The following is a 14957-nucleotide window of genomic DNA, read 5'->3' as shown; positions in this document are numbered from 1 at the left end:
CGGGGAACACCAAGGGCACCCGCCCTTTCGTTCCCGAAGCATAATCGACAGGACCGGGTTGCACGCCAAGTTCGGCCAGTTCCGGCGCGCTCGCGCGCGCCGGGGCCTCCCTAACCGTGCCGCCCGCACCACTCCCATCGATTTTGCTTCCCCCTCCCCATCCCGCGCTTCGCCAGCGGGTCAGAGCCGCAGGCCGCAGGCAGCGGCTTCGCCTAAAGGAGTGAGAAATGACCATCCAGACCATCCAACTGAACAAGCTGGCGCTTTCCGACCTCAACGTGCGGAAGGTGAAGCCCAAGGAAATCGAAGCCCTCGCAGCCGACATTCAGGCGCGGGGCGTGCTGCAAAACCTGATCGGCTATGATGAGGACGGCAAGATCAAGATTTGCGCCGGAGGGCGGCGCTACCGGGCCTTGAAGCTGTTGCAGAAGGCAAAGACCATCCCCGGCACTTTCGAGGTTCCCGTTGAAATCCGCAGCAAGGACGAGGCGCTGGAAATCTCTCTTGCCGAGAACGCGCAGCGTGAGGACATGCACCCCGCTGATGCCATCGCCGCCTATCGGGCGATCATCGACAGCGGCAAGGACGTTGACGATGTTGCAGCATCGTTCGGCGTCTCCCCCGCATATGTCCGCCGCGTGTTGAAGCTGGCGGCGCTGCACCCCACCATTCTCAAAGCCTTCCAGAAAGACGAAATCGGCATGGGCGCGGCGCAGGCTTTCGCGCTGACAGACGATCAGGACCGCCAGCTTGAGGTTTTCAAGCGCACCGGCGACAACGCCCACCAAATCCGGGCCATGCTCACCCAGGAGAAGGTTGCCGATACCGACAAGCATTTCCGCATTGTGGGCGAGGAAGCCTATTGCGCCGCAGGCGGCACCTTCACCACCGATCTTTTCGGAGAACGTCGCTATTGCGATGATGCGGGCCTTGTCATGGACCTTGTGCAAGATCGGCTCGACGCCATCGCCAAGGCGGCGCGCGAAGATGGCTGGCGCGATGCCGAGGGGCAGCTTTACCGGCCCGATTCCTATTGGATGCGGGGCCATCTGGAACCCGCAGGCGAGCGAGAGCCGACCGAGGAAGAAACCGCGCAGTTGGCACAGATCGAGGCGGCAATCGCCAAGCGTGAAAGCGAGGTGGACGAGGACGATCACGACTATGACGACGAGTTGCGCGCCCTGACCCGCAAGCAGGACGCTATCGTATCGGCTTGCCGCGTCTTCACCGCCGAGCAGAAGGCCGAGCACTCCCTTATCGTCTTCATCGGGCATGACGGTATCGAACAGGTTGCGTTCACGCGCAGCGCCAAGGGCACCGCCGCCGATGCCCCCAAGCCTCCCCGGCCCGACTACTCGCAGAAGGTCATGGATCAGCTGGGCGGTATCCGCACGATGGCGGTTCGGGAAGCCCTTGCCAGCGACCCGGAACTGGCGCTGGACGTGCTCTTGACGGGCCTCTTGGGGCAGGTTCGCGGCAACGCCTATTCGTGGCAACAAGCCGCCGAAATCACCGCCGAAAAGAACCGCTTTCATGTTGACGATGCGGTCATGGGCCATTCCACGATTGCCGACATTGACGAGATCGCGAGCGCCGATCTTGCCCGCTTGGCCGAGACACCCACGCTGGACGATATGCGCCAGATGGACAGCGAAGCGAAATTGCGGCTGCTGGCCTACTGCGTGGCCTCGCAGATCACGAGCCTTTCGTTCCATAGCGACCGCGACCGCCAGCTGGCGCAGATCGTCGGGGCCGCGCAGATCGACATGGCCGACAAGTGGGAACCTAATCAGGTATTCTATGACCAGCTTAGCAAGGCCACGCTCTTGAAGCTGCTGGCCGAAGGTTGCGGCAACGACGCCGCAGAGAATTGCCAGACCATGAAGCGCTCTGACCTTGCCGTGACGGTCAACGAGCGCCTTGCGGGGCGGCGCATCCTGCCCCCCGCCCTTCGACCCTCTGCCTTGCCCGATGCCGCCGACAACGAAAGCCAAGCGGCATAACGGCACGGGGAGCGCGCTTCACTCCCGCGCTCCCCGCAAACTTGCGGGGCGGTGGCAGCTGCCACCGCCTCCATTTTACAGAACGCAGCCGGTAAAACCGGCCGCGTATAATGAGCGGCCAGGGCCGCACGCTTCGTAGTCTGTCAGCTGCCACATAGGATCGAGCGGCCCAGGGCCGCGCCTTGCCAGTGGTGGCAGCTGCCACCGGGGAACACCAAGGGCACCCGCCCTTTCGTTCCCGAAGCATAATCGACAGGACCGGGTTGCTCGACAAGTTCGGCCAGTCCCGGCGCGCTCGCGCGCGCCGGGGCCTCCCTAACCGTGCCGCCCGCACCACTCCCATCGATTTTGCTTCCCCCTCCCCATCCCGCGCTTCGCCAGCGGGTCAGAGCCGCAGGCCGCAGGCAGCGGCTTCGCCTAAAGGAGTGAGGAAAATGGCTAAGGAAACGAACCGGATCGACATTTATCAGGCCGTCACCGACGACATTCTTGCGATGCTGGAAGCGGGCACCAAGCCTTGGGTGAAGCCGTGGAGCGGTGGGCCGACCATTCCGCTCCGGCACAATGGTGTCGCCTATCGTGGGATCAACGTCCTCAGCCTTTGGGCCAGCGCCATGCGTCAGGGCTTCGCCTCGCCCTATTGGCTGACCTTCAAACAGGCGTTGGAGCTGGGCGGCAATGTCAGGAAGGGCAGCAAGGGAACCACCGTTGTCTATGCCAACAAGCTTGTCGTGAAGGATTCCGAGACGGACGACGAGCGCGCGATTCCGTTCCTGAAACGATATACGGTTTTCAATGCCGATCAGGTCGAGGGACTGGACGGCAAATATCCCGCGCCCGCTCCGATCATCACCAATCCCGAAGCCCGCGACGTTGAGCTTGAAGTGATGTTCTCTCGCATCGACGCAACCGTTCGCATCGGCGGATCGCAAGCCTATTACCACACCCGCGACGATTATATCCAAATGCCCGCTTTTGAAGCGTTCCATTCCGCCGACGACTACTATGCAACGCTTGCGCATGAGGCCGTGCATCATGCAGGGCATGAAAGCCGCCTCAACCGGAAAACCCTGATTTCAACGAGCCGCGCCGACTATGCGAGGGACGAGCTCGTAGCCGAGCTGGGCGCATCCTTCATCGGCGCGATTGTCGGTTTCAAGGTCGAGGAACGCGAAGACCATGCCGCGTATATCGAGCACTGGTTGACCGCGCTCCGCAACGACAAGCGCGCGATTTTCGAGGCTGCCCGTGAGGCTCAGAACGCCGCCGACTACCTGTTGGCGATGATGACCGACCAAGCGGATTGAATGACCCGCCCTGCTAAATGCACGAGACGCCGCGCAAGCGCGGCGTCCCATTTCAGGAAAGTGAAATATGGGGGCTACTCAATGTGGTTTATATACAAATCCCGACATGTTAACTATGGGCGGGAGCAGGTCGTTTTTAGGTGCAAAATGGAAAATATCATCGACACCTACAGGAATCGCATCAAGGCGATGGGGTATGAGCCGCGTCGGCAGGAAGAGATTCCTGACGTGATGGCAGCTTATTGCGAAGCAATCGCAAATTGCAAGATTGAAGGACTTGAATTGGTTTCGGATGACCACTCTTTTTGTTTGCTGTTGGTCGAAACCCAAATTCCCGTCGATGTGGCGATTGGTCTGGCGCAGGACTACAACCGTGATGTTCTGTCCCGCCAGAAACTCGCTGCATGACAGGTGAGCGACCCTTACACCTGGCGTAACAGCGACGTTCTTCGGAACAAGCTGGGAATCCGCGACGATAATATCCTCAAGGAGCGAGAAGCTTTCTTCTCGGTTGTCCGACATGGCGAGCTGGTCGTGCAGCGCGCCGCGCCGGCGACGAACGCGCGCGAGTATCGCGAACTGCACAATCATCTGTTTCAGGACGTATATGATTGGGCGGGGCGCTTTCGGACCGTGGACATAAGCAAACCCGGCAGCACTTTTGCCCGAGCGCACTTCATTGCCCGCAGCATGGAGCACGAATTTAAGCAGCTGCCCGACCTCCAAACCCTCAAGTCGATGGATCGTGATCGCTTTGCCGATACCATGGGGCGGCATATTTCCGAATTAAATGCCGTTCATCCGTTCCGTGAGGGCAATGGCCGCACCATGCGGCTGCACTTGCAGCTACATTCCCTTGCGGCCGAAAAATTTGTCTCGATCCAGGCAATGGGGCCGAAGGACTGGATGGAGGCGAGCCGCGATAGCTTCCATACCGGAAATCACGCCTCCCTCGCCAAAGTCATCCGCGACGCAATGCCCCTTGAACAGAACCGCGTCGAGCCAGCGCGAGGGCCAGCAGGCATCGCGTTTCCGCCTTCGATGGAATCTCTCATGCCAGTTGGGGAACGGCGCTCGATGAGCATCGAGCAGGCCAAGGATCAGATCAGCCGTTATCTACCTACTGCGCAAACCGTTGCGTCGCGGCAGCATGAGCAGCTTAACCGGATCGCGGAAACGTCCGCTGACATGCGCCAGCTGGCCGCGCGTTCAGCGCAAGAGCTTGCCTTTTTCCGTGATCCCAAAGGGCCGATGCACCACCTTCAGCTGATTGAGCAACGCCGCTATCATCAGATCGAAGTCAATTGGTCCGAGGGCATGGACCCGCTGCAAAGAGTCCGCGCCATCAGCGCGGGCGCCGCAGATTTCCTTTCGAAAATGACCGATCGCGACATTCAGGCTGCCGATCGCGCGCTACGTCTGCAAGTCATGCCTCCCGGCGTCAGTCAGGTTGATCTACGCCTTGCCGCGCAATTCGAGAAAAACTCGCCTGAGCAGAACCGGGCCGATGCCAGGTTCGCGCAATTCCAGATCGCCATTGATAAGCGCGTCGCCACAGCTACCGAGCGCGGCGCATCGAAGGAACAGCTGGCGCAGATCGTCGAAAGCGCAAAGGCCCATGTCGCCGCAACATTGCGCGAAGGCAAATCACCGACACAGGCCGCCGAGAAATCAAAAGACCGCGAGCGCTGAAAATGAGCGGCCAGGGCCGCGCGCTTAGTAGTCTGTCAGCTGGCACATAGGATCGAGCGGCCCAGGGCCGCGCCTTGCCAGTGGTGGCAGCTGCCACCGGGGAACACCAAGGGCACCCGCCCTTTCGTTCCCGAAGCATAATCGACAGGACCGGGTTGCACGCCAAGTTCGGCCAGTTCCGGCGCGCTCGCGCGCGCCGGGGCCTCCCTAACCGTGCCGCCCGCACCACTCCCATCGATTTTGCTTCCCCCTCCCCATCCCGCGCTTCGCCAGCGGGTCAGAGCCGCAGGCCGCAGGCAGCGGCTTCGCCTAAAGGAGTGAGGAAAATGGAAGCGACAACTGACCAGATCGCCACCGTCGCGGCGCTGAACGACATTGCGCGGCGAACGATGGGCGTGACTTGTCGCACCGTGATTACGCAAGGCATCGCGGCGCTGGACGAGAATACGCAGACCGACATTCTCAAGATGATCGAAGGCTTTGAGGATTTCACACCCGACAACGACCCGCACGGCGAGCATGACGCTGGTTTCCTTTATCGCGATGTGATCGGCCAATGGCATACCCGCTGGACTGACGACAGCACGCGCCCAGCCCTCTCGGTCATGTGGAAGTTCGACTATTACGACCGCGATCTTGAATTTGGCAGCGCCGAACCGTGGAATCCCGATGCCACAACCCGCGTGCTCACCATTCTCCTAACCAGGCCCAGTCGGCCCGAAGCTGCGATTTTGGCCATGTTGAAGAACAAAGATTGAACATGGCGATCTACCAGGCTCGCTCTTGTCCTCCAATCTCGTAAACATCGGTCTCGATCGAGCACCTGTAGCTCTCTGCGATGTTGAACATCTCTTGAGAACACCGGGAATAAAAGGGGCCACGGATCGGCCAGTCTCACCGGATTAAAAAGGGGCCAGTCCTGCTAGACCTCCGTTTTTGGGCGGAGGTGGAGGATGAAGAGAGTGGAGCTTTATCAGAAGGTCCGCCGCGCCGTGCTGATTGACGGGATGAGCCGTCGCGCTGCCGCCCGGTATTTTGGGATCAATCGCAAGACCGTCGACAAGATGCTGTGCTTTCCAGAGCCAGCAGCGCACGGCCGGAGCGGGCAAACCTACAGCCGCAAGCTGTCCGGATTTACCGACATCATTGACCAAATCCTGGTGGATGACCGCAAGGTTCACATCAAACAGCGACACACTGCCGCGCGTATTTTCGAGCGTCTGCGCGATGAACATGGCTTCACCGGCGGCATCACCATTGTTCGCGACTATGTGGCGGGCGCCAAGTTGCGCAGCCGCGAGGTGTTCATACCATTGAGCCACAAGCCGGGGCATGCGCAGGTGGATTTTGGTGAGGCGGACGGGATCATCGACGGCAAGTTGGTGCGGTTCCACTATTTCTGCATGGACCTGCCGCACAGCGATGCGCCGTTCGTTAAAGCCTATCCTGCCGAGGTGGCTGAGGCATTTTGCGAAGGGCACGTGGCGGCCTTTGCCTTCTTCGGCGGCATCCCGCAGTCGATCCTGTATGACAACACCAAGCTGGCAGTGGCGCAGATCCTGGGCGACGGGAAGCGCGAGCGCAGCCGGATGTTCTCGACCCTCCAGAGCCATTACCTGTTCGAAGACAAATTCGGGCGCCCCGGCAAGGGTAACGACAAGGGCAAGGTCGAGGGGCTGGTCGGTTATTCCCGGCGCCACTTCATGGTGCCGAGGCCAGAGGCGCCCAGCTTTGATGCGCTGAACGCGCGCTTTGTCGAACAATGCATGGAGCGACGACAGGCCATGTCAACGGCGGAGCAATTTCCGGCCACCGGGCGGAGCAAAAGTCGGCCACCCTTGCGCCCGGCTGAGACCGCCGTGAGGGCGTAGCCCGAGCGGGGTCTCAGCCGGGCGCGGCGATTTTTTTGAAAGGTTTCAGCCAGCCTTTCGGGCGCGGCTTTGGGCGAGACGATAGCTGTCGCCGTTCATTTCGAGAATGTTGACGTGGTGGGTGATGCGATCGAGCAGTGCGCCGGTCAGTCGTTCTGATCCCAAGGTTTCGGTCCATTCATCGAAAGGCAGATTGCTGGTGATCAGGGTGGCACCGCGCTCGTAACGCTGGGAGATCAGCTCGAACAGCAATTCCGCACCGGTCTTGGAGAGCGGCACGAAGCCCAGTTCGTCGATGATCAGCAGCTTGTAGGCGGCCATCTGCTTCTGGAAGCGGAGCAGACGCCGCTCGTCTCGAGCCTCCATCATCTCGCTGACCAGGGCCGCCGCCGTGGTGAAGCCGACGGATAAGCCTTTCTGGCAGGCGACCAGGCCGAGGCCGAGCGCGACATGCGTCTTGCCCGTGCCGCTGGGACCGAGAGCGATGACGTTCTCGCGGCGCTCGATCCATTCACATCTGGCCAGTTCCAGCACCTGTATCTTGTTGAGCTTGGGATGGCGGCAAAGTCGAAGCTGTCGAGGCTTTTGACGACCGGGAATTTGGCCGCCTTGATCCGCCGTTCGACCTTGCGGCGATCGCGCTCGATCATCTCCCGCTCGGCAAGCCGGAAGAGGTAGCCGACGTGATCGACGTCCTCGGTTGCGCAGAGTCGGGCCAGCTTTTGGTGCTCGCGCTGGAAGGTCGGCAGCTTGAGGGTCTTGAGATAGTGGGCGAGCAGGATGTCAGGTGCTTCGGTGCTCATGCCGCCTCTCCCGCATCAGACGACAGGAGGCGCATATACGCCTTCGCCGAGGTCTTCTCGACCGTCGCCCTCGGAAGGTACGGATAGATCGACAGGTCCAATCGCGGCGGTCGGCGTTCTACGCGGCACAGGATCAGATGCTTGACCGCATCGAAGCCGATCGCGCCGAGCTGAAGGGCCTGCCTTACGCCGCATGCAGGTCGGCAAGCTCGAAGCTTTCCAGCAGACGGAGAACCTGGACGTATTCCCGCCGGCCATGCTTTGCCATGCGGCCTTCCATCAAACGGCGCAGCGTGGCGAACTCGTCCGGCAGATCCCAGCCCTGCAATGGAGCTGCCTGATCCAGCGCATTGATCTTCTGCTCGATCAGCGGCAGGTAATGGACGGGGTCGAAGACGATGTCTTCCCGTTCCCAGCTCCGGGGATGGCGGGCGATGATCTCACCACGGCAACCGATCACCACCTGATCGACATAGCCCCGGACCCAGACGTCTTGATGACCGTAGGCAACCGGCACGGAATAGTCGTTCGTTTTGTAGCGCACCAGCGATTGGGCTGTCACAACAGCGCTGGTCTGGTCGCAGGCATCAAACGGCGACGCCGGCAAGGGACGCATGGCGGCAAGATCGCGCTGCAGCCGTTCGCCGATCGTCTCGTTCTCGCCGCGTAGCTTATCGCGCTGGCGCTTTCGGCACTGCTCCTCCAGAAAATCGTTGAACGCATCCCATGTCGCAAACTGCGGGATCGGCACCATAAAGTTGCGCCGGGCATATCCGACAAGACCCTCCACATTCCCCTTGTCATTACCCTTTCCGGACGGCCATAGCGATCGCGGATCAGGTAGTGGGACAAAAAACCGCTGAACAGCGCTGCCCGCTTGCGCGTGCCGTCGGGCAGGATCTTCGCCACAAGGCAACGGTCGTTGTCGTATACGATCGACTGCGGCACGCCTCCGAAGAAGGCAAACGCATGGATGTGGCCGTCGACCCAGGCCTCGCCACCGCCGCCGGATAGGCCCGCACGTAGCAGCCGTCGCTATGCGGAAGATCGAGCACGAAGAAGCGCGCCTTCTGCTCGACGCCGCCGATCACCACAGTCGCCTCGCCAAAGTCGGCCTGCGCATGGCCGGGAGGATGCGACAGGGCACGAACACCTCCCGCGGCGCTGATCCCGCTCGCGCATGTAGTCCTTGATGATCGTGTAGCGCCGGTGAACCCGCATTCGTCGCGCAGCCGGTCGAACACCCGCTTGGCAGTATGCCGCTGCTTGCGCGGCACCTTCATATCCTCGTCGAGCCAATGCTCGATCGTCGAAACGAACGCATCCAGCTTCGGCCGCCGGATCGGTGATCGCCGCTGATAGCCGGGCGGTATCGAATACGACACCATCTTGGCGACGCTGTCGCGAGATATGTTGAAATGCTTTGCTGCCTGGCGCTGCGTCATCCCTTCGGAGACAGCCAGGCGAACCTTCAGATATAGTTCCACGGTGTAGATCCCCTGTCCCTCCTGCGTCATTGCAGAAAGGAAATAGGTGGCCGGATTTTACTCCGCCCGCGGCTGGTTTATTCCGCCGCTACCGTGGCCGACTTTTGCACCGCCGCTCTCAAACGGCCTCTGCCCGATCAGTGCGAAATCCGCCGCGATGTGTGGCGTGTCCACGTTGTCCAACTGGAGGGCGGCACGCTCGGCACTGTTGTAGGCGGCGATTGCACTCAAACCGCCGACCCCGCCGAAATTACTTCCGTCGCGGAGCAGGCGATCGCCCGCTTCGAGGGCATAGTTTGACGCCCGTGGAGCGGTGGCAGCTGCCACCGCTCCAGAGAGATCTAGAATTTGGCGATGAGAGGTAGCAGCGCCGCCGCTTGGCTTCCCAGGACCGGCACCCAATAATTCGCGGCGCGGTAATCAGGGCCGTGATCGGCCGCCATCACCCAAAGACATATCCGATCATGGGCAGCGTCCACAGCAGACGCCCGCCCAGGTCCACGCCCATCAGCACCAGCGCAACGCCAAGCACGGCCCAAAACGGAATCAGTCGTTCCATGATTTCGCGATGACGAACTATCCGCCGTGCGCTTTCCCAGTCATCGGCGCTAACCTGCGATACAAGGTCCATAGTTTCCCCTTTTCATCAACGGTCGCCGGCGATCATCCAACGGCTTCACGAAAATGTGAAGCACTTCGCGCGCATTCTCGCCAATCCGTTGTATAGCCCTCATCGAGCGAGGGCGAGGGACTGTGACAGCGGCCCTTCGCAAATCCTCTCGCTCAAAGGAGGTGATGTGATTTGACAGCATATGAAGCAGCTCAATTGACGATCGCAGCCGTCGCGCTCGTGATCGCAATTGTGAAGCTGGGGAAGTCCGATAAGGGCTGATCCAGCGGGGCGGGTGGTCTGACAGGGCCGCCCGCCCTAAATGTTTGAACCCGCCGTGTGACAGCACGGCGGGTTCAGGTAGGTGTGTGAAATGAATCAGCACACGAAGCATTGCCTATATAGCCCTTTTCCCTTGCCAATCCAATAACCGGCGTTCGCGCGGCGTGTTCCCCTCCTGTTCCGCTTGGCGCATAAGCGCCCCATGGCCGCGAACTACAACCGCCCCAAGCCCATTGATCCTATCTGGTATCGGCAAGGCTGCTATCTGCGCATCCAGTGCGCTTGCGGTCGCCGCGTCGTCGCCCCGCTGGGCGACTTCGCCCGCTCGCGCCGCATTTCTTTCGATACCCGCATATACGAACTGATCGCGCGGCTTCGGTGCAGCCAGTGCCGCCGCAAACCTTATGCGGACGTGTCGCGCAATCGCTCGGGCAATTAAACTGACGGAGGATCCGATTACTCGGATGCTTCCGGCGCTATCCGTTGGGCATGGGGCGCGCGCGTGATCGAGACGATGGCCGACCAGATCGACGCCGCCGCGCCGCTGAACCGGATGCACATCAAATTGTTTAGAGCACTGAAAGCGGCTAATCTGTCCGACGACGCCGCAGCGGAAGTTGTAGAGGCTATTGAGGAGTATATCGCCGTGAAGGTTCAGGAGGCGAACAAGGGAATCGAAAGCAAGCTGACGGCGCAAACTTGGGTCATCGGCAGCGTCGGTTTCGTCCTCGCAGTCATTGGCCTCGGCGCCCGCTTTCATCAAACTGTTCCAGTAAGACAAAGGGAGGCTTTGGCCTCCCTTTTTTGCCGAACCGCCCGATTGTCAGGAGACGCAAATTGACCGACTTCGCACAACACGGCTCGATATGTTCGAGAGCGGCTTATTCGGCCAGGGCAATGCTTTCTGGCGCTGGATCGCCACGGACGAGGCGCGGCCCTATCTGGCTACGTTCGCCGCCGATCGCGCGCCTCCCCGTGACAGCGAATTTTTCGCCTCGATTTCACCGCAGAGGATCTACTTGATTCCGATCACCTGGCCGAGCTGGCCCAGCAGATCGAGGCGACGCACGGCTAGCTGTAGGCGCTTGCAATCATAACGGCGTCTGCTCGCAAACAGCCAGATTTCCTGCTCACGCTATCTGCCACTGGCGGGTGGCATCCTGCTCGAATTATCTGCCAGTGTGCTCGCCATCATCCGGCGCTGCTTGCAAACGGGGCGTCATGCTCACGCTCCCGCCCGTGGGTTCTCCAAACCCGTCGCCGGCACGCGCTTTTGCGAAGCAGGTTTTCAGAACAGTTCTGACAAGCGGCGGGCGGCAGAAATGCGTTGCGGTCATGGCCCGCCGGCAAGGTCGTCAGAAAGGAAGGTTTTTGCGAACAGCGGGTGGCGCATAGAACGGGCACAGATATACGTTTACGACTGAACCAGTCGAAGCGCGCTGGCCGCGACCGGCCCGAATGGGATGGTATTATGGGAATGCAGGCTGCTGATGTTCGCAGTTGCAATATGGTCCGATCAGTGACTATCTAGAGGCCTTCGACGGACCCGGATTGATTCGGGTGGCTCGGCCCGGCGCCTATCCCCGGGATAACCTTAGCGAATTTGGGCCTCGCTTCCGAGCATCGTTGATTGAACGCGTCTGACGCGTGCGCCCCTCGCTATTGCGATCAGGTTTCTACATGACATTTGCTACTTCGCTTCGACGCGAATGGCTCTCGAACCCGCGCGCCGACGTGCTTGCGGGCATCGTCGTCGCGCTCGCGCTGATCCCGGAGGCCATCGGCTTCTCGATCATTGCCGGCGTCGATCCAAGCGTCGGGCTGTTTGCCTCCTTCTCCATCGCCGTCATCATCTCGCTCGTGGGCGGACGCCCCGGCATGATTTCGGCCGCAACCGCCGCCATTGCGGTTCTTGTCCTGCCGCTGATCCGCGATCACGGCGTCCAGTACCTCTTTGCCGCACCATCCTCATGGGACTGATCCAGGGCGTCGCCGGCTTCCTGAAGCTCGACCTGCTGATGCAGTATGTGTCACGCTCGGTCATCACCGGCTTCGTCAACGCGCTCGCGATCCTAATCTTCATCGCGCAGCTTCCCCAGCTAACGAACGTCGGGTGGGAAACCTACGCGATGGTCGCGGCGGGCCTGGCGATCATCTACCTGTTCCCGCGTCTGACCAAGGCGATCCCGTCGCCGCTGGTCGCGATCGTGATCCTGACGATCGTCTCGATCTATGCCGGCATCAAGGTCAACACGGTGGGCGATATGGGCAAGCTGCCCTCGTCGCTGCCAGCGTTCGGCATCCCACAGGTGCCGTTCACGCTGGAAACGCTGCGCATCATTTTCCCCTATTCGCTGACGATGGCGGCGGTTGGCCTGCTGGAATCGATGATGACCGCGCAGATCGTCGATGATCTGACCGACACGCCATCGAACAAGCGCCGCGAGATGAAGGGGCAGGGTATCGCCAATTTTCTGACCGGCTTCCTCGGCGGGATGGGCGGCTGCGCCATGATCGGCAGTCGGTCATCAACGTGAAGTCGGGCGGCTCCACCCGCCTTTCCACCTTTGTGTCGGGCGCGTTCCTGCTGTTCCTGATCGTCGTACTGGGCCGCTGGTCGCCCGCATTCCGATGCCGGCGCTGGTCGCGGTGATGATTATGGTGTCGATCGGCACCTTCTCCTGGGGATCGATCAGGAACCTCAAGAGCCATCCGTGGCAGTCGTCGGTTGTCATGCTGGTGACGGTGCTGGTTGTCGTCTCGACGCACGATCTGGCGCAAGGCGTGGTCGCAGGCGTGATCCTGTCCGGTCTGTTCTTCGCCAGCAAGGTCAAGCGCCTGTTCGACGTGGCATCCGAGCTGAGCGCGGATGGCAGGACGCGGACCTACCGCGTCTCGGGTCAGGTGTTCTTCGCCTCGTCCGAGCGGTTCGCCGACGCCTTCGACTTCAAGGAGGTGCTGGACAATGTGGTCATCGACCTGACCGCCGCGCACTTCTGGGACATTTCGGCGGTGGGGAGCCTCGACAAGGCGATCCTCAAGTTCCGCCGCGAAGGCACCCATGTCGAGGTCATCGGCCTCAATCAGGCGAGCGCGACGATGGTCGATCGCTTCGCCGTCCATGACAAGCCCGGCGCCGAAGCAGCGCTCGGCGCCCACTGAGGAGAGGGCTTATGAACCGCATATTGGCCTGTATCGACGCATCCACCTACGCGACCAGCGTCGTCGATCTGGCGGCCTGGGCCGCTACCCGGCTCGGGGCCGATGTCGAGCTGCTGCACGTCGTCCAGCGCAAGGATGCCGTGGCATCGCGCAACGATCATAGCGGCGCGATCGGCCTCGGTGTCAAAAGCGAGCTGCTGGAAGAGCTGACCCGCATCGAGGAAGCGGCGGGGCGTCTTGCCATCGAGGAAGGGCGCATCCTGCTGGACGCAGGCGGCACTCGCTTGAAGGAGCAGGGCATCACGGTCGCGTCGATGCACCTGCATGGAGGGATCGTGGAGACGATCGTCGAGCGTGAAGCCGATGCTGCATTGGTCATCATCGGCAAGCGCGGCGCGTCGGGCGAGTTCGCGACCGACCATATCGGCTCCAAGGTCGAACGGGTCGTGCGTGCCAGCGACAAGCCGGTGCTGATCGCCTCACGCGAAGCCAAGGCACCTGACGCGGTGGTGATCGCCTTCGACAACAGCCCGCCGCCTGCCGCGCTGTCCGTCATGTCGCTACCTCGCCGCTGTTCGGTGGTTTGCCAGTACACCTTGTCATGGCGGGGCCGGATGATGGCAAACACCGCGACCAGCTCGGCGCAGCGGCAGCAACGCTGCCCGCCTGTTCCGAAACCGTCCTGCGTGACGGCAAGGTCGATGCGGTGATCGGCGATCATATGGCGGCGCATCCCGGCGCGATGCTGGTGATGGGTGCCTATGGACACTCGCCGCTTCGCACCCTGATCGTCGGCAGCACGACGACAACGATGATCCGCACCGTTCGCGCCCCGGTACTGTTGGTACGCTGACATAGCCGGGGACGCGCCGGACCTTGATGCGCGGCGTCGGCAACTGCTGGCGCTTCGCGATCAGCTCGTCGCCGATGATGCGGCGGCCGAGGAAACGCGCCCCGGTCACGCTCGATCAGGAAAGCGTCGGCCGCCTGTCGCGGATCGACGCCATGCAGGTGCAGGCAATGGCACTGGCGGCGCAGCGGCACCGGCAAGCCGAATGTAGCCGCATCGACGCCGCACTGATGCGGATCGACAGCGGCGATTATGGCTGGTGCGTCCGCTGTGGTGAGGAAATCGAGGCCAAGCGCCTCGATCGTGCGCCCGCGACGACGATGTGCCTCGCCTGCGCCAAGGAGGGCTAGGCCCGAAAGGAAGGCATCATGCCGACCGGAACGATCAAATACCTCGACCGTGGTGGGCCTGGGGCTTCATCTCTCGTGACGACAAGCAGCCCAAGGTCTTTGTCCACGTCCGAGCGGCGGAGCGCGCCGGGTTCACTGAGCTACGGCGCGGACAGCGATGGCGCTTCACGCTCGTCGAGCGCCCCAAGGGCGGGCTTGAGGCCGATGATCTGGAAATGCTGTTCGACGAACCGCCCCCGCCCGGACGATAAGCAGTTTCCCAAAAACGAAGGTCGCGTGGGACGGCTGACGGCGGCAAGGCGCGCTCGATGGCAACGAGGTGCCATTTTCCCGAAATGTGTTCCCGATTGGCTTTTCCCGAAACTGCCCGGTGCAGATGGAGAAACGGGACAGCCTATGGCCGTCTGATCGACCTCCCGCTGGCGGTCGAAGCTGTTGGCAGACAGCGTGAGTGCGACGCCTCGTTTGCGAGCAGCGCCGGATGAGGGCGAGCACATTGGCAGCTAATTTGAGCACGGCGCCACGCGCCAGTGGCAGATA

14 protein-coding genes, 4 pseudogenes and 1 other annotated feature are annotated in these 14957 nt (G+C 61.5%); of the genes and pseudogenes, 14 read left to right on the top strand and 4 right to left on the bottom strand.

Translation table 11 applies throughout. The features are described from left to right. The first annotated feature begins 227 nt into the window (after positions 1 to 227). The 6 genes and pseudogenes from CMV14_RS25895 to istA (CMV14_RS25870) form a co-directional block, all read left to right on the top strand. Positions 228 to 2003, top strand: a complete 1776-nt coding sequence (locus CMV14_RS25895; RefSeq protein ID WP_066969395.1) for a ParB/RepB/Spo0J family partition protein — start codon at positions 228 to 230, stop codon at positions 2001 to 2003. 434 nt (positions 2004 to 2437) lie between these two features. Next, the gene (locus tag CMV14_RS25890) at positions 2438 to 3310 is read left to right on the top strand and encodes an ArdC family protein (RefSeq protein ID WP_066969397.1); all 873 of its coding nucleotides are present in this window, start codon (positions 2438 to 2440) and stop codon (positions 3308 to 3310) included. Positions 3311 to 3457: 147 nt separating this feature from the next. Continuing rightward, positions 3458 to 3718 carry a hypothetical protein gene (locus CMV14_RS25885; RefSeq protein ID WP_006968047.1) on the top strand — a complete coding sequence of 87 codons (261 nt, stop codon included), beginning with the start codon at positions 3458 to 3460 and terminating at the stop codon, positions 3716 to 3718. Between the two features lie 3 nt (positions 3719 to 3721). After that, positions 3722 to 5002, top strand: coding sequence for a Fic/DOC family protein (locus tag CMV14_RS25880; protein WP_066969399.1), 1281 nt, complete (start codon positions 3722 to 3724; stop codon positions 5000 to 5002). A 326-nt stretch (positions 5003 to 5328) separates the two neighbouring features. Continuing rightward, complete coding sequence (locus tag CMV14_RS25875) at positions 5329 to 5760, top strand: DUF3768 domain-containing protein (RefSeq protein WP_096367892.1); 432 nt, start codon at positions 5329 to 5331, stop codon at positions 5758 to 5760. 195 nt (positions 5761 to 5955) lie between these two features. Further along, positions 5956 to 6780, top strand: a pseudogene (gene istA, locus CMV14_RS25870) (IS21 family transposase); the annotation flags it as partial. Positions 6781 to 6918: 138 nt separating this feature from the next. On the opposite strand, the pseudogene istB reads toward istA (CMV14_RS25870), so the two are convergent. Continuing rightward, a pseudogene (gene istB / locus CMV14_RS25865) lies at positions 6919 to 7622 on the bottom strand (IS21-like element helper ATPase IstB). Between istB and CMV14_RS27330 the strand changes: the two are divergent. After that, complete coding sequence (locus CMV14_RS27330) at positions 7557 to 7763, top strand: hypothetical protein (RefSeq protein WP_238147344.1); 207 nt, start codon at positions 7557 to 7559, stop codon at positions 7761 to 7763. The pseudogene istB and the gene CMV14_RS27330 overlap by 66 nt on opposite strands. On the opposite strand, the pseudogene istA (CMV14_RS25860) reads toward CMV14_RS27330, so the two are convergent. The 3 genes and pseudogenes from istA (CMV14_RS25860) to CMV14_RS25850 form a co-directional block, all read right to left on the bottom strand. Continuing rightward, positions 7673 to 9163: pseudogene (gene istA, locus CMV14_RS25860) on the bottom strand (IS21 family transposase). The gene CMV14_RS27330 and the pseudogene istA (CMV14_RS25860) sit on opposite strands and share 91 nt — an antisense overlap. A gap of 57 nt (positions 9164 to 9220) precedes the next feature. Further along, the gene (locus CMV14_RS26970) at positions 9221 to 9490 is read right to left on the bottom strand and encodes a hypothetical protein (protein ID WP_192876319.1); all 270 of its coding nucleotides are present in this window, start codon (positions 9488 to 9490) and stop codon (positions 9221 to 9223) included. Positions 9491 to 9605: 115 nt separating this feature from the next. Then, a complete protein-coding gene (locus CMV14_RS25850; protein ID WP_238147342.1) occupies positions 9606 to 9794 on the bottom strand; it encodes a hypothetical protein in 189 nt (62 codons plus the stop codon). 463 nt (positions 9795 to 10257) lie between these two features. Between CMV14_RS25850 and CMV14_RS25840 the strand changes: the two genes are divergently transcribed. From CMV14_RS25840 to CMV14_RS27310, 7 genes and pseudogenes are all read left to right on the top strand, one after another. Next, positions 10258 to 10494, top strand: coding sequence for a hypothetical protein (locus CMV14_RS25840; RefSeq protein ID WP_008831822.1), 237 nt, complete (start codon positions 10258 to 10260; stop codon positions 10492 to 10494). A gap of 63 nt (positions 10495 to 10557) precedes the next feature. Further along, positions 10558 to 10896, top strand: a complete 339-nt coding sequence (locus CMV14_RS25835; RefSeq protein ID WP_238147341.1) for a hypothetical protein — start codon at positions 10558 to 10560, stop codon at positions 10894 to 10896. Positions 10897 to 11594: 698 nt separating this feature from the next. Further along, positions 11595 to 11649 (top strand) — a sequence feature (sul1 is cis-regulatory element that is thought to sense ions involved in sulfur or methionine metabolism; They are found in Alphaproteobacteria). An 86-nt stretch (positions 11650 to 11735) separates the two neighbouring features. Continuing rightward, positions 11736 to 12592, top strand: a pseudogene (locus CMV14_RS27325) (SulP family inorganic anion transporter). 94 nt (positions 12593 to 12686) lie between these two features. Beyond that, positions 12687 to 13217: an STAS domain-containing protein gene (locus CMV14_RS27320; RefSeq protein WP_238147340.1), complete on the top strand. Its 531-nt coding sequence runs from the start codon at positions 12687 to 12689 to the stop codon at positions 13215 to 13217. An 11-nt stretch (positions 13218 to 13228) separates the two neighbouring features. Then, complete coding sequence (locus CMV14_RS25820; RefSeq protein WP_238147339.1) at positions 13229 to 13927, top strand: universal stress protein; 699 nt, start codon at positions 13229 to 13231, stop codon at positions 13925 to 13927. Beyond that, entirely contained in the window at positions 13819 to 14070 is a 252-nt protein-coding gene (locus CMV14_RS27315) for a universal stress protein (protein ID WP_238147338.1), read from the top strand. Before CMV14_RS25820 ends, CMV14_RS27315 begins: the two co-directional genes overlap by 109 nt. Before the next feature lie 26 nt (positions 14071 to 14096). Next, entirely contained in the window at positions 14097 to 14417 is a 321-nt protein-coding gene (locus tag CMV14_RS27310) for a TraR/DksA family transcriptional regulator (RefSeq protein WP_331251149.1), read from the top strand. The last annotated feature ends 540 nt before the right edge of the window (positions 14418 to 14957 follow it).

Origin of the sequence: Rhizorhabdus dicambivorans (assembly GCF_002355275.1) — a bacterium.
GTDB classification, from domain to species: domain Bacteria; phylum Pseudomonadota; class Alphaproteobacteria; order Sphingomonadales; family Sphingomonadaceae; genus Rhizorhabdus; species Rhizorhabdus dicambivorans.
Note: the sequence above shows the minus strand (reverse complement) of the source record. Positions and strands in the feature narration are given on the sequence as shown.

What these genes read in the sequence shown, in the direction of transcription:
- CMV14_RS25895 (WP_066969395.1), top strand. Translation starts at nt 228, where the DNA reads ATGACCATCCAGACCATCCAACTGAACAAGCTGGCGCTTTCCGACCTC.
- CMV14_RS25890 (WP_066969397.1), top strand. Translation starts at nt 2,438, where the DNA reads ATGGCTAAGGAAACGAACCGGATCGACATTTATCAGGCCGTCACCGAC.
- CMV14_RS25885 (WP_006968047.1), top strand. Translation starts at nt 3,458, where the DNA reads ATGGAAAATATCATCGACACCTACAGGAATCGCATCAAGGCGATGGGG.
- CMV14_RS25875 (WP_096367892.1), top strand. Translation starts at nt 5,329, where the DNA reads ATGGAAGCGACAACTGACCAGATCGCCACCGTCGCGGCGCTGAACGAC.
- CMV14_RS25850 (WP_238147342.1), bottom strand. Translation starts at nt 9,794, where the DNA reads ATGGACCTTGTATCGCAGGTTAGCGCCGATGACTGGGAAAGCGCACGG.
- CMV14_RS25840 (WP_008831822.1), top strand. Translation starts at nt 10,258, where the DNA reads ATGGCCGCGAACTACAACCGCCCCAAGCCCATTGATCCTATCTGGTAT.
- CMV14_RS27320 (WP_238147340.1), top strand. Translation starts at nt 12,687, where the DNA reads ATGCCGGCGCTGGTCGCGGTGATGATTATGGTGTCGATCGGCACCTTC.
- CMV14_RS25820 (WP_238147339.1), top strand. Translation starts at nt 13,229, where the DNA reads ATGAACCGCATATTGGCCTGTATCGACGCATCCACCTACGCGACCAGC.
- CMV14_RS27315 (WP_238147338.1), top strand. Translation starts at nt 13,819, where the DNA reads ATGGCGGGGCCGGATGATGGCAAACACCGCGACCAGCTCGGCGCAGCG.
- CMV14_RS27310 (WP_331251149.1), top strand. Translation starts at nt 14,097, where the DNA reads ATGCGCGGCGTCGGCAACTGCTGGCGCTTCGCGATCAGCTCGTCGCCG.